This is a genomic window from Rhizobium anhuiense bv. trifolii, assembly GCF_024346605.1.
Lineage (GTDB): Bacteria > Pseudomonadota > Alphaproteobacteria > Rhizobiales > Rhizobiaceae > Rhizobium > Rhizobium anhuiense.
Genome location: NZ_CP098801.1, coordinates 836,522 through 857,365, shown reverse-complemented (window position 1 = coordinate 857,365; position 20,844 = coordinate 836,522). Strand labels below are relative to the sequence as shown.

The following is a 20,844-nucleotide window of genomic DNA, read 5'->3' as shown; positions in this document are numbered from 1 at the left end:
CGGGCAAGGAACGCCTGGACCGCCTCTCGGCAGGGCTTAACCCCCGCCCCGCTTCGGATCAGTAGGCGCTGAGACCCGTTCCCTTGTAAACCTTGTCGAACTCGGCCTTGACGGTCTCGTTCTGATAGGAAGAGACAAGCGTCTTGACCCACTCGGCATCTTTATTGTCGGCCTTGACCGCAATGAAGTTGCGATATGGATTGTCGGCAATCGGCTCCTGCGCAATGCGCTCGGCCGGCGAAAGGCCGCTCTTCAGCGCCCAGTCGGTATTGACGACACCGGCATCCAGGTCGTCGATCGAGCGGCCGACGATACCCGCGTCGAGTTCCTTGATTTCGATCTTCTTCGGATTGTCGGTGACGTCGGCGACAGTTGCGAGAATGCCGGTGCCGTCCTTCAGCTTGATCAGGCCTTCGTTCTGGAGAACGCGCAAAGCGCGGCCTTCGTTGGAGGGATCGTTCGGCACGCCGATGACGGCACCTTCCGGGATCTCGGCGACGGACTTGTACTTCTTGGTGTAGAGGCCGATCGGCCAGACGCCGGTATAACCGACACGAGCGATGTGGTAGCCGTGCTGCTTGATCTGGTTGTCGAGATAGGGCTGGTGCTGAAAGGCGTTGGCGTCGATTTCGCCGCGCTCCAGCGCCTCATTCGGCTGCGTATAATCGTTGAAGGTGATCGTCTCGATCTTCAGGCCTTTCTTGGCCGCCTCGCTGGTGACGACGCGCCAGACGTCTTCATCCTCGCCGGCCATGATGCCGACCCTGATCGACTTGTCCTCGGCAAAGGAAGGAGCTGGTGCTGCAAAGGTGAAGAGCGCGGCAGCGGAAACGGCGACAAGAGCCGCCCGGCGCGAAAGGTGGAAGTCGTGAAGATTTTTATTCTTGGTCATTTTATATCCCGTCTGACTGAGTGAGGCCATACGCCCCGACCAGGCCGATCATGGCAAATGCGCGGATCGGTAGCGAAGCACGATTGTCCGATGTGGAGGAAGGGTCGGAAAAACTCTTGCCCTGCCATTGGTATCGGCAGGATAAATTTCCATCAAATTTGTGGATTATGACGACGTGAGAAGGGTGGCCCAAAAACGAAAACGGCGCCTCCGCGGCGCCGTTTCAAGCCTATCCCTAACTCTTCATTCGGCGGCGATAAGCGCCTGATTCCGGCTGGGAAAGAAGGCCGAGAGCTCACCGATAACCTCCCCGATCCGCTTGGAAAGCGGCTCGGATGAGACACGGTAATCGGTGAAGTCGCGGTCGGACGCGTAAACGGCGGTCGGCAGCGTGTGAGACATGAAGAAACCGAAGAGCGGACGGAGCTGGTGCTCGACCATCAGCGCATGCCGATCGCCGCCGCCGGTCGCAGTGATGATGATCGGCTTGGCGCGCAGCTCATGCGGGTCGATCAGGTCGATCAGATGCTTGAAGAGGCCGGGATAGCTGCCCTTGTACGTTGGCGCTCCGATCACCAGCACGTCGGCATTGACGATGTCGTCGATGACCTCCTTGGCGCGACTGTCGAGATCGCCACGCCGCAGCGCCTGGCCAAGCGAGGGGCCGACATCGGTCAGGTCGTAGATGGTGTTGTCGAAGCCGTATTTCTCGCCGGCGAGGCCAGCAACGTTTTCGACGAGCGCGAAGGTCTTCGAGGGGCGGTTGAAGCTACCCGCAAGGCCGACCAGTTTGTGAGCAGACATGCCATTTCCTTCCAATATCGTGCCGAAACCGATGTCATTCTCCAACGAATATTATCTATAAAAATAGTGGATTAAAGGAATGGTGATCCCTCTTCCCCATATGAGGAGAAAAATACGTTCGTGCCTGTCGCGATAGCGACGTGTGAACCGCATGATGCGTCGAGCCGGAATACTCTAGGCCGATTTCTGCTTGGGTATGCGCGGAAGGAAGACCGTCAGGAGACCGAGCAGCGGCAGGTAGGAGCAGATCCGGTAGACGAAATCGATGCCGTGGGTATCAGCGAAATCGCCGAGCAATGCTGCACCAAGTCCCCCTGCCCCGAAGGCGAAGCCGAAGAAGACGCCGGCAATCAGTCCGACGCGCCCGGGCACCAGTTCCTGCGCGAAGACGACGATCGCCGAGAAGGCCGAAGCGAAGATCAGGCCGATGACGATGCTGAGCACGCCCGTCCAGAGGAGATTCGCATAAGGAAGCAGGAGCGCGAAGGGAATGACGCCCAGGATCGAGAACCAGATGACGAACCGCGCACCGAAGCGATCGCCGATCGGCCCACCGAGGAATGTGCCGACGGCGACCGAGCCGAGGAACAGGAAGAGCATCAGCTGTGCCTGCTGCACGCTGAGCTCGAACTTGTCGATGACATAGAAGGTAAAGTAGCTCGACACGCTCGCCATGTAGACATTCTTCGTCGCCGTCAGCAGCACGAGGATCAGCAGCGCCCAGACGACCCTGTTCTGCGGCAGCGGCAGGGCCCGGCTCACCGCCGGTTTGCTGGCATTCTGACGTCGGTGGCTCATGTACCAGTTGCCCACCCAGCTCAGCACGACCATGCCGACCATGGCGATGGCGGCAAACCAGGAGACGCTGTGTTGCCCAAGCGGCAGCACGATGAAGGCGGCGAGCAGTGGACCGATCGCCTGGCCGGCATTGCCGCCGACCTGGAAGAAGGACTGCGCGAAACCGTGGCGACCGCCGGAGGCCAGACGGGCGACGCGCGAGGATTCCGGATGGAAGACGGCTGAGCCAAACCCGATCAGGCTTGCGGCAACCAGCAGCAGCGCGAAACTGCCGGCGTTGCCGAGCAGGATGAGGCCGCAGAAGGTGCTCGCCATGCCGACCGGCAGCGAATAGGGCATCGGCCAGCGGTCGGTGACAATGCCGACCAGCGGCTGCAACAGCGAAGCGGTGACCTGGAACGTCATGGTGAGGAGGCCGATCTGCACAAAATCGAGATCGTAATTCGCCTTGAACAGCGGATAGAGCGAGGCGAGCAGCGATTGCATGATGTCGTTCAGCATGTGGCAGAAGCTGACCGCCATGAGGATAGACATCGTTGTTTTTTCGAAACGGGGCGCGCCTTCGGCAACCGTTGCCATCAATATTCCTCCTGCACAGGCCGGTCGGTGCCGTGCCGCGTCTTTTTTCGATGGATTTTAGGCGATCGGGGCTGGGAAGACTATCGAGCGGCGGTCGCTGAATTGCATTTAGCGTAAGCCGGGCGGCAATCACAGCCCAGTTTCATCGGGATTGGTACGGCTTTTGTTTGATTTGCCCTTTTGTCGACCGATTCCAGCGTGGCTTTATGTCTTTCCGGACGGGGGCTTTCATATCACAGTCAGTCGCGATCATCGCATATTGAGTACGCTATATGAAAACAACCATGGAAAACCGAAGCGGGGAATACTACAGCTGCGCCGATTGAAAATGCGATCGAGGCTGAAAACACGCGATGAATGTCAAGACACCGAATGCAATAGACAGCTATGTCGGAGCGCGCATAAGAATGCGTCGGCAGTTGCTCGGGATGAGCCAGGAACGGCTTGCCGAGCAGATCGGCGTAACCTTTCAGCAGGTTCAGAAATACGAGAAGGGCATCAACCGCATCGGCGCGAGCCGCCTGCAGCGGATCGCCGATGTGCTCCACACCTCGGTAAGTTTCTTTTTCGAACAGGAGAATTCCGAGCCGTTGACGCTGCAAGGGCTGGATCTGTCGGCGAATTCCGATCCGGTCGCCGAATTCCTGCGAACGAAGGAAGGATTGGTGCTCAATCGCGCCTTTCTGAAGATCGCCGACCGCAATATCCGCGAAACGGTCATCGCATTGGTGAAGGCGATGGCGCAGGCAGAAAGTCACGGTGTGACATTGGGCGCCTCCATAGCGGACGTCACTCTTCCGCTCGGAGAATAGCTGGGCGTATCGGCAGGCAATAACCGCATGAAGCGCTTGGCTATTGCGAGCCGTCGCCTTTGCGTCGCCTCCGGCTGACCATCATGCCGCCGACGATGAGGACGATTCCGGTCGCGTTCGCCCAAAACGACGTTGGAACGGCGCTGATATAATCAAGCGCCACGCCTGTCACCATCTGACCACCGATGATCAGCAGAGCCGAATTGACCGCGCCTATGCGCGCAATCGCCCAACTGCCCGCCGCCACAAAAACAACACCGATGGAGCCGCCCAGATAGGCATACCAAGGCGCCTCGGCGGCGCCTGCAGGAAGCAGGCCCCCGACGAAGAGACCGAGGCATGTGAGAACGGCAAAGCCTATGGCATGATTCCAGAAGGATGCGATCAGCGGCGTGGTGGATATGCTCAACCGCCCATTGAGCTGGCGGCTGAGACCGACGAGCGCGCCGCCGAGGCACGCCAGGAGAATGAATAGTGTCACGCTCCACCTCGTCCAAACAGGATGATGAGGGCACCCCCGGTGACGACCAGGCCGAGTGCTACGATGTCTCGCATATCCGGACGCCGCTTCGGCAAACCGAACAGTCCCCAACTGTCGGCCGCGACGCTGAAGGCGACCTGGCCTGCCAAACCCAAAGCCAAAGTGCCGGAGAGCCCGAGCGGCGAGTTGACCGCGGTCGAGGTCAGAATGACCGTTGCCGCGCCGGATATCCCACCGAAGTAAGCCCACCACGGCGCGTTGGGGGCTTTTCCCACCGTCGGCCTGCGCCGGCGGTGGACCAGCAAGAGAAGAATGACGGCTGCGAAGATGCCTGTGCCATGAGCGGTCCAGGAGGAGAACAGGGGATTGCCATAATGGGCCAATTCCCCGTTGAAGTGCACCATGAACGTCAAGAGCCCACCCGTGGCAAAAGCACCGATGAAATAGATGGGATGCGAATTACGCGCTGCTTCGGTGGTCATTGCGGATCCTGTCAAAGAATCGATTGCGCCCGATATTTTTCAAATTGCCACTAAGGCCATTCATCGGCATTTTCAGCAAGATGATTAGCACCGTGTGTCTGTCGGATCGGCCCTCCTTGATGGCGCTGATGAAGCTCGTTTCGATCGACGCGACCCATTTAATCCGAACAATGGTTTTACAATGCCAGATGCCACGTCCGAGGACCTCGATGGTCCAGACGACCCTGCAATACCACGGACCGGATTGTCGGAAATCCTCGCGCCCGGCCTTTCCGTGGTTTTCTGCGGATTGAATCCGGCTCTGTCCGCCGTTCGCGACGGGCATAATTTCTCGAACCCGAGCAACCGTTTTTGGCGGGTCTTGCATCTGGCTGGATTTACGCCGCGCTTGCTGCGAGCAGATGAAGAGCGCGCGTTGCTGCAATATGGCTGTGGCCTGACGTCCGCGGTTTCACGCCCGACGAAAAGCGCAGGCGAACTTAAGAAGCAGGATTACCTCAGCGCAGCACCTGCTCTGGAAAGCAAGATACGAACGTTTGCGCCGGCCAATCTGGCCTTTCTTGGAAAGGCGGCATATGCGGCAATCAGTCTTCGAGCCAATGTCGAATGGGGTCGGCAAGCCGAGGAATTTGCCGGCGCCGTCGTCTGGTTGTTGCCAAATCCGAGTGGCCTCAACAGAGCCTTCACCTTGACGACATTGACCGAACGCTATCTCGAGCTGAGAGCGACGCTCTAGCCATCATAATGCCTGGACGAATGCGCTGACCCGCCCTTCCAGCAGATGGCTAATGGCCTGGTGTCATCATTGCCTTGCATGGAGGATGCGATGCTGCTCAAGGGCGAACGAACCTTCGTGGTGCGGGATGCGGGAGGTTTCGTCGCGCACGTCAATATGCCGGGCTGGTTGACGCCGAAGCCGACCGATCACGGCCATGGCCCCCTCGCCATGATCGCAGAATCCATCCTCGATCCCGGTCGCCTGATCGCGATGCATGAGCATAGAAACGACGAGATCATTTCCTGGGTGCCCGAAGGCGTCATGCGTCACGACGACAAGGCTGCGGGCCGACTGGTGATCGACCGCGACCATCTCATGGTGATGAATGCCGGAGCAAGCTTTTGGCATTCCGAAGAAACGCTGGCATCCGATCCGCCTCTGCGGATGCTGCAAATCCTCATTCGCCCTCACGCCATCGACCTCGAACCGAAGGTCCAACACGGACCGGTGCCAGTTGCCGCGGCAAACACCTGGCGACACCTGGTCGGGCCGGAAGCGGAGGGCGCGCCCTTCTATGTCCGCAGCACGATCGACGTCTTCGATATGCGGCTGGACGCGGGCGCAAGGGTGGAATTTCCGCGCAAGCAAGGCCGAGACCTCTATTTCTATGTCTTCAGCGGTTGTGTCGTCGTCGATAAGCAGACATTCGCCGAAGGCGAGCAGGGGCTGCATTTATTGGATGACAAGCTCGAAGTAGAGGCGCAGAGTGCAAGCATGTTGGTCGCGTTTCTGCTCGATCCGAACGCAGCGATCACCAGGCAGGGAACTGTCGGCGACCACAAGAAGATCCCACCGGCAATCCTCATTCGCGCGTTCCTGCGATGGAGGAAATTCCGCCAGATGTGGCGTCGTCATCTTTCGCATCGCCGCTCGAACACCGAAAAGGCGATATAAATGGAACAAGGATGCCCCTAACGGGTTTCGAACCTTAGCGTTCAATAGGAGGAGCATTTCATGCCTACGGTTGCCGCGACACCCATCACCCCGCCTGACCAGCATGTTGTCACAGCGCGCGAAGCCATCGAGCCGCTTTATGAGAAGCTTGAGCTGCAAACCGAATCGCTGGTCCTCGCTGCGGCGCTGGAAGCGGGCTGGCCTCCCGAGGAGGCAACCGAGGCACTGGCAGCACTCAGGCTACAGGACGCACTTTCCACCCTTGGACGAACGACTTAGCCGATAAGCCCATTATTCAAAGCGGATCGGCGAGAAAGTTTCCGCAGTGATCCCCTCCTGGCGGAGGGCTGCCGGAATCGGGGTTTCCAGAAGCAGCGACGACGCGAGCGCAGCGACCGCTGGCGAACTTTGAATACCGAACCCGCCGAGCCCGGCCAGCCAAAAGAAGCCCGGCGCCCGCTTTGAGGCACCGATGACCGGCAGCCGGTCCGGTGCGAAGGTGCGCAGGCCCGCCCAACTATGGGAGATCCGATGGATTTCGAGCTTGGTGCAGTCGCTCAGATATTGCGCCGCCTGGGCGATATCCAATTCTTCCGGCCAAGCGTCATGCGGGGCGACCGGCGTCTCATCCGCCGGACTAACCAGGAGCCGGCCTGCATCCGGTTTGAAGTAGAAATCCTCGTCGATTTCGTTGACTTCGGGCATGGCCGAAACATCGTAGCCCTCAACTGGCACGGTGATGGCGGTTCGGCGATAAGGCACTAGGCCGAGAGGCGTCGCGCCGAAATGGAGCGCCACGGGATCGGCCCAGCCGCCCGCCGCGTTCACCACCGTCGTGGCCAGCAGATCGGCGCCGTTCGTCTCCAGCCGCCATGCCGATCCGTCCATTCGGGCGCCCGTCACCTCGGCGTTGCGGCGCAGGTCGGCCCCGGCGTGTCGCGCCGATTTCAGATAGGACTGCAGCAGGCTGTCGACCTCGATGTCCCAGCAATCCGGGTCATAGAGCGCAGCCGCGACCCAGTCGGGGTCGAGAAACGGGACCAGCGCCAGCGCATCGGCAACCGTGAGCAATTGAAGCGGCCGGGCCATGGGCGCGCTTTTGTTGCGCTCGACTTCGAAGATGTGATGGAGATGCCCGGCCTTCTCGGCCTGGGCAATGCAGAGGTTTCCGCGCGGCCGGATGAGCGGCAGGTCGCAGAACCCATCCGGAGGCGTCTGGAGAAATCCGGCGCTGGCCCGGATCAGCCGCCCCGCGCCTTCGGACTGGAAGCGCAGCGAGAATTCCGCCGCCGAGCGGCCGGTGGAATGATAGCCCCATGCCTCCTCCCGCTCCAGCAGCACGACCGAACGGCGATTGCCGATGGTATGTGCCAGTGCGGCGCCGACGATGCCGCCGCCGATGATGGCAATGTCAAAATGTTCAGCCATTGATTGGATCCAGTGGAAAAATTGGGCGTCGAATATTGCGGTAGTTGCGGCGGGTGAGATCCGGCGAGCATAATCCGCCGGCATCGGTCACCAGGATCTCACTTGCGAGCGGGGCGAAGGCGCCGCGGAAATGATGCATGGATTTCACCGCCAGGACCGCCTTCGCCGTCGGTTCGATGCCGAGCGCGCGGAAGATGTTGGCGTCGAGCATCTGTTGGTTTTCAGATGCGATCAGCACCTCTATCCCGCCGACCCGGAAAGAAACGGAGCGGCCGAGCGTGCCGGGAAGGCCGGTGAACATCGGCCCTTCAAATGTAAAGGCCCCATCGGAGACGGCCGCAACAGTGCCAGTGACTTCGATCGGCCCACCGCCCGTGCTCGGATCCGTCTTGCCGCCGAGCAATACAGTGCATTCTGCGCCGACACCTGCGGATGCCAGCAGGTCAGCCGCTTGCGGGTCGTAGAGCACACCGAGAGCAATATTGCCCCGCCCTGCGTCAAGCAGCGCAGCCAACAATGTCGTGCTGTCGCCATAGCCGCCTGAGCCCGGGTTGTCGGAGAAGTCGGCCACCACGATCGGCTTGTCGGTGGATTTGTGCGCCTTCAGCCGGGCGATACACTCCCAGAGAGGGATCGGCCGGGCCCAGTCGTCGCGGAAGTCCCATATCCGCGCGCAGATCCTGTCGGCAGTTGCTTGAGCCGTGACGGCGGAGACGATCTTTTCGTCGTAATTTACGAGAACGCTCGGGCCTGCCGCCCAGACATCGGCATCGGTGAAACCGGCGTTGACGGAGACGTTGAGGATGCCCGGCGTCATCATTTCCAGCGCTGCATCTTCCAGCAGCCGGCACATCGGCCCGTCCTGCGTCGTTCGTCCGTCGTCACAGCCGACCAGCATCGGCGGCCGGGCGATGAGCAGGCGCGGCGCCGTCTCGCCTGCCATTGCCGCATGAAGCAGCGTGCAGGCCTCGCGTCCGCGCTCGCGCATGTCGATATGGGGATAGGTCCTGAAGCTTACCGCGATATCGGCAAGCCCTGCCATTGCATCGAAGATATTGGCATGCAGATCGAGCGTCACCGCAATCGGGAGATCGGCCCCTACCACCGAACGGATGGCGGCGAGAAACTGGCTCTCTCCATCCTCGGATGTCTCGGTGACCATCGCGCCGTGGAGTGCGACGAAAATCCCGTCGATCGGCCCGGCCGTTTCAAGGCCGTGAACGACATCTGCGGTAATCGTGCGGCGCGCGGCTTCGGTGACCGTGCCGCCCGGCTGAGCATGAGCGGCAAGAATCGGCACAACCTCCCAACCCCTCGCCTCGGCCAGATCGAGGGCGCCGCCAATCTCGGAATTGGTGCCGCGCATCTTCGTGACAATCTCGACACCTTGGAAATAGCGACTGGCATGGAAGGCCTCGATCGGGGTCGAGCGAATGGTGAAGGTGTTTCCTTCGTGAGAGAATTCGATCAGAGCGACGCGAAAGCCCATCTTATACTCCTTGCCGGCCTGCCGCGCGGGCGCAGATATATTCCAGGATCAGCGAGGCGCCCAGGAGCGCTGTCACGCCGGTCGGATCATAGGGTGGCGCCACCTCGACGAGGTCCATCCCGACGAAATTGACATCCGTCGTCCGGCGCAGGATCGAGAGGATTTCGTGCGGCGCCAGTCCGTCGACGACCGGGGTGCCTGTGCCGGGAGCAAAGGCAGGATCGAGGCAGTCGATGTCGATGCTCAGATAGGTGGGCCTGTCACCCACCACTTCGCGCAGGCGAGCAAGGGCACCCTGCCAACCATGTTCGTGCAGCCAGTCACGGTAGAGCACGGTGATCGAGTCGGTATGGTCGTAATGGGTGCGGATGCCGATTTGGATTGCGTGAGCGGGGTCGATCAATCCATCGCACATTGCATGATGCACGAATGTGCCATGGTCGAATTCCTTGCTCGCCTGCGTGTCACGGTGGGCGTCGAACTGGACATAGGCGAGCTTCCCGTGCCGCTCGGCATGGGCCTTCAAGGCGGTGAAAGTGGTGCTGTGATCGCCGCCCAGCATGACCGTTCCGGCCCCCTCCTCGACGATCCGGCGGGCGAATTCCACCGCGTTTTCCAGCATCTTTTGTGGCTGCCCGCGCCGGAACGGCACGTCGCCAGCGTCCACCACCGAGAGCCGGTCGAAGGGGTCGAAACCCCAGGGCCAGACCTCGCCCCAGGCCAACTGGGTCGAGGCTTCGCGTAGCGCGGACGGGCCGAAGCGTGCACCCGAGCGGCCGGAGGTCGCCAGATCGAAGGGAATGCCATAGACGACAAGATCGACGCCGGTGAAATCCAGGCTGGGACGGCGCCGAAGGAAGGTGCGGATGCCGGAATAAGGCATTTCCACATGGGTCCCGTCCGGACCGGGCACGGTCTGGAACACACCTTCATGGCCGAAGATGCTCTGATTGGATTGTATTTTCATTTCAAACTGTTCCTGCGAAATGTAGCCATCGGTTGCGACCCTCGAGGCGGCGCCAGAGCGCTTCGATCAGGAGGACGACGGCCAGATAGTTAAGCGCCGCCACGTAGAAGACGGTGAGGTCGAAGCTCTGGGCGTAAAGGGATCGCGCCTGGCCCATGATATCGGGCACGGTGATCACGCTGACGATGGCCGAGGCCTTGAGCAGCAGCACCAGTTCATTGCCGATGGTCGGCAGCATCCGTGCCGTGGCGATCGGCAGCACGATCTTGCGGAAAATCTGCACGGTCGAAGGGCCGAGCACCCGCCCTGCCTCGATCGTCCCTCGCGGCACGGCCTGGATACCGCCGCGCAAGATTTCCGCCTGATAGGCCGCGGAATTGAGTGCGAAGGCGAGGAGGCCGCAATAGAACGCATCGCGAAAGAACCACCAAAGGCCAATATCCCGCAGTTCGCGGCTGAAGGAGCCAAGGCCATAATAGATCAGAAAAACCTGAACCAGCAGCGGCGTGCCGCGCATGAGGTAGATATATCCATAGGCCACGCCGGAGATTGTCCGGTTGCGACTGAGCCGGGCCAGTGCGAGTGGCAGCGCCAAGCTGAAGCCCATGAGCGCGCTCAGCAATGTCAGCGTAACCGTATTCTGAAGCCCTTGCGCCCATAGGGCGAGATTGTCGGTGAGAAGCGTCAGCATCTTCTAACGCCCCCTACCGCGAGGAGCCGTGCGTCGTTCCAACAGCGCCTGACCGATGCCCGACAGCAAAGCAAGCGCGACGTAGATCAGGGCGAGCACGGTATAGAAGAAGAACGGCTTCTTGGTCGTCGAGATCGCCATATTGGTGTAACGGACGAGGTCGTTCACCGCTATGATCGAAACCAGCGACGTATCCTTCAGAAGGATCAACCACAGATTGCCGAAAGCGGGAATGCAATGCCGCCACATCTGGGGGAGGACGACCAGGAAGAAGGCCTGTCTCCGGTGCAGGCCCAGCGATGCCGCCGCCTCTGCCTGTCCCCTGCCGACCGCCTGATAGGCGGCACGGACGACTTCGCTGCCGAGTGCGCTGAAGACGAGCGTCAGCGCCACCACGCCAGCCGCAAAGGCATTGAGTGAAATGTTGGCGTTCGGGAAAGCGAGATGCACCACCCAGTCAATGAGCACTTGGAGCTGGTAGTAGATGATGACGAGGGTCAACAGCTCGGGCAGACTGCGAAAGACTGTCGTGCTGGCGAACGCGAACCAGCGGGCAATCGGACTGCGGGCGTTTTTGCCCCAAGCCAGCAGGAAGGATAGGACCAGGGCCAGCGGAGCGGTGGCGAAGGCGAGTGCGAGTGTTACACTCAGGCCTCGCAGCAACTCGTCTCCCCAGCCCTCGTCGCTGAATAACAGCAGTGAGATGAACTCCATCGCGAATTATCTTCCGATTGCTTGGCGGGGCTGGCTGGACGCTGACTGTGTGGCGTCCAACCTGGTTGCGGACTACTTGAAGATTTCGCCGGCGAGCTTCGGTTGTGTCATGATGTCGAATTTGAAGTAGCGCGCGCGAATCTTGCCATAGGTGCCGTTGGCCTGGATCTCGGCCAGCGCGTCGTTCAGCCGCTTCAGCAGCGCCTGATCGTCCTTGCGGACGGCAATCCCCGTGCCCTTCATGCCGTCATCGCCGAAGGCCTCTCCGACGAAATCACAGCAGGCGCCGCTGTCCTTGGCGAGCCAATCCGCCAGCACGAACTGGCTGGCCAGGACCAGATCAAGCCTCTGATTGTCGAGGTCGAGCAGAGCGTCGTCGAGCTTGGGATAAAGCTTCACCTCCGCTTCGGGGAAATATTGCTTGAGGATCGCGACCTCGGTCGTGCCTGATTGGGTGCCGACCACCAGCCCTTTCAAATCGGCTGGCAGCGCGCTCTTCAGTCCCGAATCCTTGGAGGCGACGAAGCGGTCGGGGTTGAAATAGTAGGGAGCGGTGAAACTGATCACCTTCGCGCGTTCAGCGGTGATCGCCATCGAGGAAAGGATGGCGTCGAATTTCTTCGCATTCAGCGCCGGGATGATCCCATCCCAATCGGTGGACACCCATTCGCACTTCACCTTCATTGTCTCGCAGAGCGCGTTGCCGATGTCGATATCGAAGCCGTTCAGATTGCCGGCGCTGTCAAAATACTCGAACGGTGGGTAATAGCCCTCAGTTCCCATTCGGACGACACCGTCTTCCGCCGCCGCATTGGTCGCGGCAGCAGCGGCAATCAGGGCGAGGATTCTAAGATATCGCATGGCGGTCTCCTGTTGATGGGTGCGGGCTTTGCTCCGAGGGCGGTTCAGGATTCCGGAAGATGGTGAATATTGAAAATTCTTATTTCTTCTTCTAGAAATAAATTTCGCTTATGGAGACATGCCAGATGGTCGACTTCGTCCGGCAACTTGACTGGAACCTGCTGCACACTTTCATGATCGTGGCGCAGGAACGGAGCATGACGCGGGCCGCCGACGTGATGCACCGCACCCAGCCGGCGATCAGCCAGGGGATCAAGCGGCTTGAGGAAACGGCCGGCACGAAGCTTCTGGAACGCAGTCGTACCGGCCTGATACCAACGCCCGCGGGCGAAATGCTGCTCGAACAGGTCCGATCGATTTTCGCGACGATTTCCCGCTTGCCGGTCGGTTTCGAAGCGGCGCCGGCGGCGTTGTCCGGCAGGTTGAAGATCGCCATGATCGACCAAGTGGTGAACGAGACCTTGGATCGTGCGCTGACGTCTTTCTTCGCACGGTATCCAGGCGTGGATCTGGAAATCACAGTGAGCACCACGGCGGCCATCATCCGTGCCGTAGAACTCGGCCATTGTACCTTCGGTATCTCGGACGGGGTGATTCCGGATTTCCTGGCTTCCCGCGAGTTGATGCGAGAGAGGTTCGGCCTGTTTTGCGGCGCAATCCACCGGCTGGCTGGCCGCAGGGACCTGACCGTCGCACAACTGCGTGCCGAACCATTTATCGGCTTCACCGCAGATGTGCTCGGCGGCACGCATATGGGCGATGTCACCGCCTACCGCGCCAGCGCCTCGATCGGTCAACGGGTACGGGGTCAGTCGAGCTATGTCAGCGAGATACGGCGGATGATCGAATGCGGCCTCGGAATAGGCTTCCTGCCGCTGCATCTCGCCGAACCGTATGTCGACCAGGGAAAGTTGTGGCGCCTGCCGCCCTATCGGGACGAGCCCTGCGCATCGGCCTATGTCGTCACCAATCCGCAAATCGGGCTCTCGGTGCCCGAGACGTTGTTCCTGAAGGAGCTTTCGAAGATCGATTTCGGACTCTGAGCTATGCTTTGCAATATATCGTTACAGCCATGAATTATCATGCTCCATAGTCGGCCGGCACGAGCCCTGATATCCGCTTTCAAATAACGTTTGGTGATCGCAGTTCGTAGAGCACGTGAGGGCGCAACGGATGCCCTTCGGCCAAATTGGGATGATCGAAGTCACCGATCCGGTTCATTCCCAATCGCCTCATCAAACCCCAGGAATTGCTGTTTGCGGGCACCGTGAAGCTGACGATGCGGTCAAGTTTCAGATCGTTGAAGGCAAAGTCGAGAGACCGTTCCGCTGCTTCGCGCGCATATCCGGCGCCGTGCCGCGACGCTGAAAGCCGCCAGCCGATTTCGACTGCCGGGGCAAACGGCAAAGCCGGCGAAACGTTGTTGAGGCCGCAGAGGCCGATCAACGCGCCGCCTGCCTTCTCCTCCAGCGCCCAGAAGCCCCAGCCATGATCCTCGAAGTGACGGTCGATGCGGTCGAGCATCGCATCCGACTGTTCATCTGTCAGAGGATTGAGATATCGGACGACGTCGGGTTCGGCGTTGATCGCAGCAAAGGGTTTACGATCCTGCTGCCGCCAGGGTCTCAAGATCAGTCGTTCGCTTTCGAGCCTCATCGCCCCTCCGCGACAGATCCTACCAGAGCGTCATATGACGGTTGACGTCCTTGTAGAGCAGGTAGCGGAACCGGCCGGGGCCGCCGGCGTAACATGCCTGCGGGCAGAAGGAGCGCAACCACATGAAGTCGCCGGCCTCGACCTCGACCCAATCCTGGTTCAGGCGATAGACCGCCTTGCCTTCCAGCACATAGAGACCGTGCTCCATGACATGGGTTTCCATGAAGGGGATCACGGCACCCGGCTCCAACGTCACGATATTCACGTGCATGTCGTAGCGGACATCGGCCGGATCGATGAACCGGGTCGTTCCCCAGCGGCCATCGGTGTCGGGCATTGCCGAGATGGCGTGCTCGTCCTCATGCGTGAAGATCGCCGGCGGCGGTTCCAGCCCGTCGACCTCCTGAAAGGCCTTTCGAATCCAGTGGAATTTTGCCGCGGTCGAACCGTCGTTTTTCAGGCGCCAGACTGAACCTGCCGGAAGATAGGCGAACGAGCCGCTGCGAAGCGCATGGCTGACGCCGTCGAGTTCCACCGTGATGTCGCCCTCGACGACGAACAGAACCGCTTCGGCCCGCTTGTCGGGCTCCGGCCGATCGCTTCCGCCGCCCGGCTGGACCTCCATCACATATTGCGAAAAGGTCTCGGAGAAGCCGGAGAGCGGCCGGGAGAGAACCCATGCCCGCGTCCCCGTCCAATGGGGAAGGACGCTGGTGACGATGTCGGTCATGACGCTGCGCGGAATGACTGCATAGGCTGTGGTGAAGACGGCCTTGCTGGAAAGCAGCTCGGTTTGCGGCGGCAGTCCGCCGAGTTTGGAATAATAATCTCTGTTCATCGGTCCAGGCTTCGCGGCTTTTGATTGTGCATCTGCTTTATGCGCCGTTGCCGCGTTAGGCAACTCCCAATGGGTCGAGCCGCGCCGTCCGAGCTCGGGTCTCGAAAAGCGCGCGGCGCTATAGCCTACCGGTCGGCCATCACCAGATGACCCGGCCCGACCTCACGATAGGAGGCGTTCGCCGGCTGATAGTCGACCGGGCGCATCGGGCTCTTGATCTCGTCATTCGCCACCATCCGCTTTTCATGGCGGCGGTCGGGATCGGGCACGGGCACCGCCGCAATGAGCATTTTCGTATATGGATGCTGCGGATTTTCAAAGACCGCGGCCCGTGGGCCGATCTCGACAATCTCGCCGAGATACATCACCGCCACCCGGTGGCTGACGCGTTCGACGACCGCCATGTCGTGCGAGATGAACAGGAAGGCGAGGTTCAGGCTCTGCTGCAAATCGAGCATCAGGTTGATGACCTGCGCCTTGATCGAGACGTCGAGCGCCGAGACGCTTTCGTCGGCGACGATGACCTTCGGCCGCAAGGCGAGCGCGCGGGCGATGCAGATGCGCTGGCGTTGGCCGCCGGAAAACTCATGCGGATAGCGCGCGGCCATATCCGCCGACAGACCGACCTTCATCAGCAGATCAGCGACGACGTCCTTTGCCTGTTTCGCATTGCCCATCTTATGTTCGAGGTAGGGTTCGGCGATCGCAGCACCGACTGTCATGCGCGGATTGAGGCTGGCAAAGGGATCCTGGAAGATCATCTGCACGGATTTGCGCATCTCGCGCAGATCCTTTTTGTCGAGGCCGAGCACCTCCCTGCCCTCGACGAGGACGGAACCGGCCTGCGGTTCGATGAGACGCATGATGGCGCGGCCGGTCGTCGATTTGCCGCAGCCGGATTCACCGACGAGGGACAACGTCTCGCCGGCGTGAAGATCGAAGGAGACGTTTTCGACCGCGTGCACCCGGCTGGTCAGCCGGCCGAACAGGCCGGTATGAATGTCGAAGCGCTTGGTGAGGTTCTTCACCTCAAGGACCGGCCTTGCAGCGACGGTATCGGCGGCCTCGGCGGGAACGTCCGATTCTCCCGTTGCCGTGTTGACCACCGGAAAGCGCAGGGGCCTTTGCCTGCCTTGCATCGAGCCAAGCACCGGCACGGCGGATAGCAGCGCCCGGGTATAGGGGTGTTTGCCGCGGTGGAAGATATCGGCGGTGGCGCCGCTTTCGACCTGTTCGCCGCGATACATCACCACCGTCCTGTCGGCGATCTCGGCGACGACGCCCATGTCATGGGTGATGAACAGAACCGAGGTCCCCTCCTCGTCCTGCAGCATCTTGATGAGATCGAGGATCTGACCCTGGATCGTTACGTCGAGCGCGGTCGTCGGCTCGTCGGCGATCAACAGTTTCGGCCGGCTGGCGAGCGCCATGGCGATCATCACCCGCTGGCGCATGCCGCCGGAGAAACGATGCGGATATTCGCCGAAGCGCGAGGCGGCCGAGGGAATGCGGACCTTTTCCAGCAGCCGGATGGTCTCGGCTTTGGCGTCCGTCTTGCTCATATCGGAATGGCAGAGCAGCGCCTCGGAAATCTGATCGCCGATGGTGAAGAGCGGATTGAGCGATGTCATCGGCTCCTGGAAGATCATCGCCACTTCATTGCCGCGCACCTGACGCATGGCATTTTCCGGCAAAGCCAGGAGGTCGCGTCCGCCGAGCATGACGCGGCCCTCGACGCGGCTCGTCTCCGCCTGCAGCAGCCGCATGATGGAGAGCGAGGTGACGCTCTTGCCCGAGCCGGATTCGCCGACGATCGCCACCGTCTCGCCCGGCGCCACGGTGAAGGAGACGTCGCGCACGACCGGTTTCCAGACGCCATCCACCAGAAAGGACGTCGTCAGCCTGTCGACGGCAAGAACGTCGGTCGTCGTCTGGATCGGTTGCGCTTGGACGTTGGCCATGTCTGCTCCTCTACGGTTCAATCCGGCCAGCGCAACAGCCCGTCGAAGCGGTGCCGGCTGCGGTTCTCGATCGGCGTGGCGATGATCTCGTTGGAGGCGCGCGCCTTGTCGAGTTCCTCAGCCAGGCGCTCCGCCACGATCCTCTCCTCGCCCGGATGCAGGTTGCACGGATCGAGATAGAAATAGCGATGCTCCACTTCGTGATCGCGCACGATGATCGGCGGGCTGCCCTTGGCAAGCGCATCGGCCAGATCCCAGGCGGTGATATGGGCCTGCTCGGGATCGACGATCAGGCGCAGCCGATCGAGCGGATTGCTGGTCGGGTCGGGTTCGATCAGTGCGGTGAGGCCGGGGCGACCGTCGAGCGTGCGCTTCCACAGATTGAGATAGCTGGTTTCGCGTTCCCGGATGCCGGCATGGTCGCGTTTCTCCCAGGCTTCGAGTGCCGCCATGACGCCGAAGATGCTCTCCTTGCCGACCTTCATGCCGCGGCCGATGCCCATGTTCTGCAGGAAGGCATGACGCACCAGCTCCTTCTTGCCGGCAACGATGCCCGTAGTCGGACCGCCGAGGAATTTGTGGCCGGAGTAAAGGGCGATATCGGCGCCCTGCTCCAGGAAAATCTTCAGATCATATTCCGAAGCCGCATCGACGATGACGGGCACGCCCTTGGCATGGGCGATCTCGACGAATTCCTTCAGGTTCAAAAGTCCGTAATCGACGACATGGTGCGAGACGACGTAGACGGCGGCTGCGGTCTTGTCGGTGATGGCGTTTTCCATGTGGAAACGATGTGTCGAGGTCGCCTGGCCCACAAGCACGACCTTGCCGCCGGCAAGCCGGATCGCCTGGTCAACAGGTGCGCCGTAGCTCACCACATGGCCCATCTGTACCAGCACTTCGTTCTTCTCCGGCACGACATCCGGCAGCCTCTCGATCGCCAGCAGATTGTTGCCGGTAATCGCACCGGCAACGGCCAGCGAAATGCCGGCCGAGCAGGAAGCGGTGACGAAGCCCGCCTCGCCGCCGGTCAGCCGGGCGATGACGCCGCTTGCCTTGCGCTGCAGGTCGTTGATCTCGACGAAGTGCGGCAGGATCGATGCCATCGCCTCGATCGCTTCCGGCACGACGATCGAGGCGCCGAGGCTCGTCATCGTGCCGGATACGTTGATGACAGGGCGAAGACCGATTGATGGTCTCATATCAGTGGACATGAAGTTCTCCAGAATTCTGGGGCGGGTAGCGGGATAAGATGGGACGCTACTCCAAATATGAAAGTTCTCGTCAGCCGTGCAAGGCGACGATCGCCTCGATCTCGACGGTGATGTTGCCGGGCAGCGAGCCGAAGCCGACGGCCGAGCGGGCATGTTCGCCGGCCGGCCCGAAGACTGCGATCAACAGATCCGAGCAGCCGTTGATGACGCTCGGATGATCCTCGAACTCGGGCACGGCATTGACCATGCCGAGCAGTTTAACCACTCGCTTGACCCGGGTGAGATCGCCGAGCGCCTCCTGCATGACGGCAAGCAGGTTGATGCCGGTCAGCCGCGCATGGCCGTAGGCCTCGTCGACACTGATGCCGCCGCCGACCTTGCCGGCATGCAGGAAACCGTCAGCCTCGCGCGGTCCCTGACCGGAGAGATAAAGCATATTGCCTTCGAGCACATGCGTGACGAAATTGGCGATCGGCGGCGGTGGCGGCGGAAGCGTTATGCCGAGGGCGGCAAGCCGTTCGTAAGGCGAGTTCTCGACCTTGCCGGCGGCGGTGGGAAACTGATTCACGCAAACTCCTGTCATGCAATTTTCGATTTGGCGAATTGGAATAGGCCGACCCACGGTCGGCGGATTAGAGATCCTTGCGAAGTCTTGGATCGAGCATGTCCCTCAGGCCATCGCCGACCATCTGCAGCGACAGCACCGAGAGGATGATGGCGATGCCGGGAAACAGCGTCATCCAGTCGGCCTGGCCAATATATTGCCGGCCGGCGGCGATCATCGTTCCCCAGGTCGGGATTTCGGGGCTGACGCCGAGACCGAGGAAAGACAGGCCGGCTTCGGCAAGCATCGCGCTGGCGAAGAGGAATGTGGCCTGCACGAGGATCGGCGACAGCAGATTGCGCAGCACATGCCGCGTCATGATATGGAAGGTCGAAATGCCAAGCGCCCTCGCCGCCTCGACATAGGGCAGTTCGCGAATAACCAGCGTCGACGCGCGGACGATGCGGGCAAGGCGCGGCGCATAGACGATCGACAGCGCGATGATCACGGTTGTCAGAGAGGGACCGAGGGCTGCGACGAGCGCGATCGCCAGCAGAATATCCGGAAACGCCATCATGGCGTCGATCAGCCGGGCGATCGGTGTGTCGAGCTTCTGGAAGAAACCGGCCAGCAGCCCGAGCGTCACGCCGATCACGGCCGAGAGCGTCACGACCGCAACACCGACGAGCAGCGACAGTCGGCCGGCGAAGATCGTGCGCGAAAAGACGTCGCGGCCGAACTCGTCCGTGCCGAAGAAGAACATGCCGCTCGGCGGCTTCAGCCGGTTGACGATGGAAAGCTTCGACGGCGAATAGGGCGCGACGAGAGGCGCAAAGACCGCCAGAAGCACGAAGATCGTCAGGATCAAGAGGCCGCAGGCGACCGTCTTGCGTTTCAGCAGGCGCCGGACGAATTTGCTGCGCTCGCCCTCGACGGCTGATTTGATTGCGATATCGGCCATCAGTAGCGCACCCTCGGATCGATCAGCAGATAGAGCATGTCGATCGCAAAATTGATCAGCACGTAGAGCGCGGCGATGACGAGTAGCGCGCCCTGGATGACCGGATAATCGCGGCGCAGCACCGCCGAGACGACGAGATTGCCGACACCCGGCAGGCCGAATACGGTCTCGGTGACGACGGCACCCGAAATCAGCACCGCCGCCGTCAGGCCGATCACCGTCAGGATCGGGATCAGCGCATTTTTCAACGCGTGCTTGAGGATCACCCGGCGCTCGATCAGCCCCTTGGCGCGCGCCGTGCGGATATAATCGTCGCCGAGCACATCGAGCATCGAGGCGCGGGTGAAGCGCAGGATCAGCGCCGAGGAGACAATGCCGAGCGCGAAGGCCGGCAGCGTCAGGTGATACATGCGGTCGAAGAAGGTCGAGCCGGGACCGCCATAACCGGAAACCGGGAAGAGGTTGAGCCGGACGGCGAAAAACTGCATCAGGATGAGGCCGAGCCAGAAGCTTGGAATGCTGGCGGCAAACATGGCAAGCGTCGTCGCCGCCTGGTCGACCAGGGAGCCGCGGCGATAGGCGGCGTAGATGCCGATCGGCAAAGCGATGATGCTGGCGATGAGAAGCGAGAGCAGCGTCAAGAAGAAGGTCGGCTCGGCGCGGTCGAGCAGGGCCGAGGTGACGGGCATGTTGAGGAAGATCGACTGGCCGAGATCGCCCTTCAGCAGTTGGCCGATATAATAGACATATTGCAGGCCAAGCGACTGATCGAGGCCAAGCCGGGATCGGAGATCGGCGATATCCTGCGGCGTCGCATCCGGCCCGAGCATGACGGCGGCCGGATCTCCCGGCGTCACGCGCACGATGACGAAGACGATCGTGACGACGAGAAACATCACGACGATCATGCCGAACAGGCGCTGGAGGATGTAGCGTATCATGAATGCCTGGCCTTAAGCCTTTGCGGATGCGGCAGAAAAGATGACCGGTACCGGCCGCG

23 protein-coding genes are annotated in these 20,844 nt (G+C 61.0%); 5 read left to right on the top strand and 18 right to left on the bottom strand.

The window, feature by feature from the left end; genetic code table 11:
* Nucleotides 1-58: 58 nt before the first annotated feature.
* The 3 genes from NE851_RS04120 to NE851_RS04110 form a co-directional block, all read right to left on the bottom strand.
* A complete protein-coding gene (locus NE851_RS04120) occupies nt 59-892 on the bottom strand; it encodes a MetQ/NlpA family lipoprotein (RefSeq protein WP_097622774.1) in 834 nt (277 codons plus the stop codon).
* A gap of 243 nt (nt 893-1,135) precedes the next feature.
* On the bottom strand, nt 1,136-1,696 hold the full coding sequence (gene msuE / locus NE851_RS04115) for an FMN reductase (RefSeq protein ID WP_097622773.1): 561 nt from the start codon (nt 1,694-1,696) through the stop codon (nt 1,136-1,138).
* Between the two features lie 174 nt (nt 1,697-1,870).
* Nucleotides 1,871-3,073 (bottom strand): MFS transporter, encoded by a 1,203-nt coding sequence (locus NE851_RS04110; RefSeq protein WP_063476071.1) that lies wholly within the window; start codon nt 3,071-3,073, stop codon nt 1,871-1,873.
* 353 nt (nt 3,074-3,426) lie between these two features.
* Here NE851_RS04110 and NE851_RS04105 point away from each other — a divergent pair, with 353 nt between their 5' ends.
* Nucleotides 3,427-3,885, top strand: coding sequence for a helix-turn-helix domain-containing protein (locus NE851_RS04105; RefSeq protein ID WP_047613041.1), 459 nt, complete (start codon nt 3,427-3,429; stop codon nt 3,883-3,885).
* Nucleotides 3,886-3,925: 40 nt separating this feature from the next.
* On the opposite strand, the gene NE851_RS04100 is transcribed toward NE851_RS04105, so the two are convergent.
* Both NE851_RS04100 and NE851_RS04095 read right to left on the bottom strand, forming a co-directional pair.
* Nucleotides 3,926-4,366, bottom strand: coding sequence for a DMT family transporter (locus tag NE851_RS04100; protein ID WP_047613040.1), 441 nt, complete (start codon nt 4,364-4,366; stop codon nt 3,926-3,928).
* Nucleotides 4,363-4,848 carry a DMT family transporter gene (locus NE851_RS04095; RefSeq protein ID WP_097544049.1) on the bottom strand — a complete coding sequence of 162 codons (486 nt, stop codon included), beginning with the start codon at nt 4,846-4,848 and terminating at the stop codon, nt 4,363-4,365. The genes NE851_RS04100 and NE851_RS04095 overlap by 4 nt, the downstream gene beginning before the upstream one ends.
* Before the next feature lie 181 nt (nt 4,849-5,029).
* Here NE851_RS04095 and mug point away from each other — a divergent pair, with 181 nt between their 5' ends.
* The 3 genes from mug (at nt 5,030) to NE851_RS04080 (ending at nt 6,799) form a co-directional block, all read left to right on the top strand.
* Nucleotides 5,030-5,584: a G/U mismatch-specific DNA glycosylase gene (gene mug, locus NE851_RS04090; RefSeq protein ID WP_063476069.1), complete on the top strand. Its 555-nt coding sequence runs from the start codon at nt 5,030-5,032 to the stop codon at nt 5,582-5,584.
* A gap of 90 nt (nt 5,585-5,674) precedes the next feature.
* Nucleotides 5,675-6,520, top strand: coding sequence for a pirin family protein (locus NE851_RS04085; protein ID WP_097544051.1), 846 nt, complete (start codon nt 5,675-5,677; stop codon nt 6,518-6,520).
* Nucleotides 6,521-6,580: 60 nt separating this feature from the next.
* Nucleotides 6,581-6,799, top strand: coding sequence for a hypothetical protein (locus NE851_RS04080; protein ID WP_047613034.1), 219 nt, complete (start codon nt 6,581-6,583; stop codon nt 6,797-6,799).
* Between the two features lie 12 nt (nt 6,800-6,811).
* On the opposite strand, the gene NE851_RS04075 is transcribed toward NE851_RS04080, so the two are convergent.
* From NE851_RS04075 to NE851_RS04050, 6 genes are all read right to left on the bottom strand, one after another.
* A complete protein-coding gene (locus NE851_RS04075; protein ID WP_063476068.1) occupies nt 6,812-7,948 on the bottom strand; it encodes an NAD(P)/FAD-dependent oxidoreductase in 1,137 nt (378 codons plus the stop codon).
* Entirely contained in the window at nt 7,941-9,437 is a 1,497-nt protein-coding gene (locus tag NE851_RS04070) for a M81 family metallopeptidase (protein ID WP_063476067.1), read from the bottom strand. The genes NE851_RS04075 and NE851_RS04070 overlap by 8 nt, the downstream gene beginning before the upstream one ends.
* Nucleotide 9,438: 1 nt before the next feature.
* On the bottom strand, nt 9,439-10,404 hold the full coding sequence (gene speB, locus NE851_RS04065) for an agmatinase (RefSeq protein ID WP_080759870.1): 966 nt from the start codon (nt 10,402-10,404) through the stop codon (nt 9,439-9,441).
* Between the two features lies 1 nt (nt 10,405).
* On the bottom strand, nt 10,406-11,095 hold the full coding sequence (locus tag NE851_RS04060) for an ABC transporter permease (protein ID WP_254955469.1): 690 nt from the start codon (nt 11,093-11,095) through the stop codon (nt 10,406-10,408).
* 3 nt (nt 11,096-11,098) lie between these two features.
* Nucleotides 11,099-11,809, bottom strand: coding sequence for an ABC transporter permease (locus tag NE851_RS04055; RefSeq protein ID WP_097544054.1), 711 nt, complete (start codon nt 11,807-11,809; stop codon nt 11,099-11,101).
* Nucleotides 11,810-11,881: 72 nt separating this feature from the next.
* A complete protein-coding gene (locus NE851_RS04050) occupies nt 11,882-12,670 on the bottom strand; it encodes a transporter substrate-binding domain-containing protein (RefSeq protein WP_097544055.1) in 789 nt (262 codons plus the stop codon).
* Between the two features lie 125 nt (nt 12,671-12,795).
* Between NE851_RS04050 and NE851_RS04045 the strand changes: the two genes are divergently transcribed.
* Nucleotides 12,796-13,713, top strand: a complete 918-nt coding sequence (locus NE851_RS04045; RefSeq protein WP_049809800.1) for a LysR family transcriptional regulator — start codon at nt 12,796-12,798, stop codon at nt 13,711-13,713.
* 79 nt (nt 13,714-13,792) lie between these two features.
* Here the strand turns inward: NE851_RS04045 and NE851_RS04040 are convergent, their stop codons facing one another.
* From NE851_RS04040 to NE851_RS04010, 7 genes are all read right to left on the bottom strand, one after another.
* Nucleotides 13,793-14,326, bottom strand: a complete 534-nt coding sequence (locus tag NE851_RS04040; protein WP_047614931.1) for a GNAT family N-acetyltransferase — start codon at nt 14,324-14,326, stop codon at nt 13,793-13,795.
* Nucleotides 14,327-14,345: 19 nt separating this feature from the next.
* Nucleotides 14,346-15,164: a bifunctional allantoicase/(S)-ureidoglycine aminohydrolase gene (locus tag NE851_RS04035; RefSeq protein WP_047613020.1), complete on the bottom strand. Its 819-nt coding sequence runs from the start codon at nt 15,162-15,164 to the stop codon at nt 14,346-14,348.
* 125 nt (nt 15,165-15,289) lie between these two features.
* Complete coding sequence (locus NE851_RS04030) at nt 15,290-17,125, bottom strand: ABC transporter ATP-binding protein (RefSeq protein WP_097544058.1); 1,836 nt, start codon at nt 17,123-17,125, stop codon at nt 15,290-15,292.
* 17 nt (nt 17,126-17,142) lie between these two features.
* Nucleotides 17,143-18,339: an aminotransferase class V-fold PLP-dependent enzyme gene (locus NE851_RS04025; protein ID WP_063476062.1), complete on the bottom strand. Its 1,197-nt coding sequence runs from the start codon at nt 18,337-18,339 to the stop codon at nt 17,143-17,145.
* 70 nt (nt 18,340-18,409) lie between these two features.
* A complete protein-coding gene (locus NE851_RS04020) occupies nt 18,410-18,922 on the bottom strand; it encodes a RidA family protein (RefSeq protein ID WP_097544059.1) in 513 nt (170 codons plus the stop codon).
* 49 nt (nt 18,923-18,971) lie between these two features.
* Complete coding sequence (locus tag NE851_RS04015) at nt 18,972-19,844, bottom strand: ABC transporter permease (protein ID WP_063476060.1); 873 nt, start codon at nt 19,842-19,844, stop codon at nt 18,972-18,974.
* Nucleotides 19,844-20,785, bottom strand: a complete 942-nt coding sequence (locus NE851_RS04010; protein ID WP_179867841.1) for an ABC transporter permease — start codon at nt 20,783-20,785, stop codon at nt 19,844-19,846. Before NE851_RS04010 ends, NE851_RS04015 begins: the two co-directional genes overlap by 1 nt.
* Between the last annotated feature and the right edge of the window lie 59 nt (nt 20,786-20,844).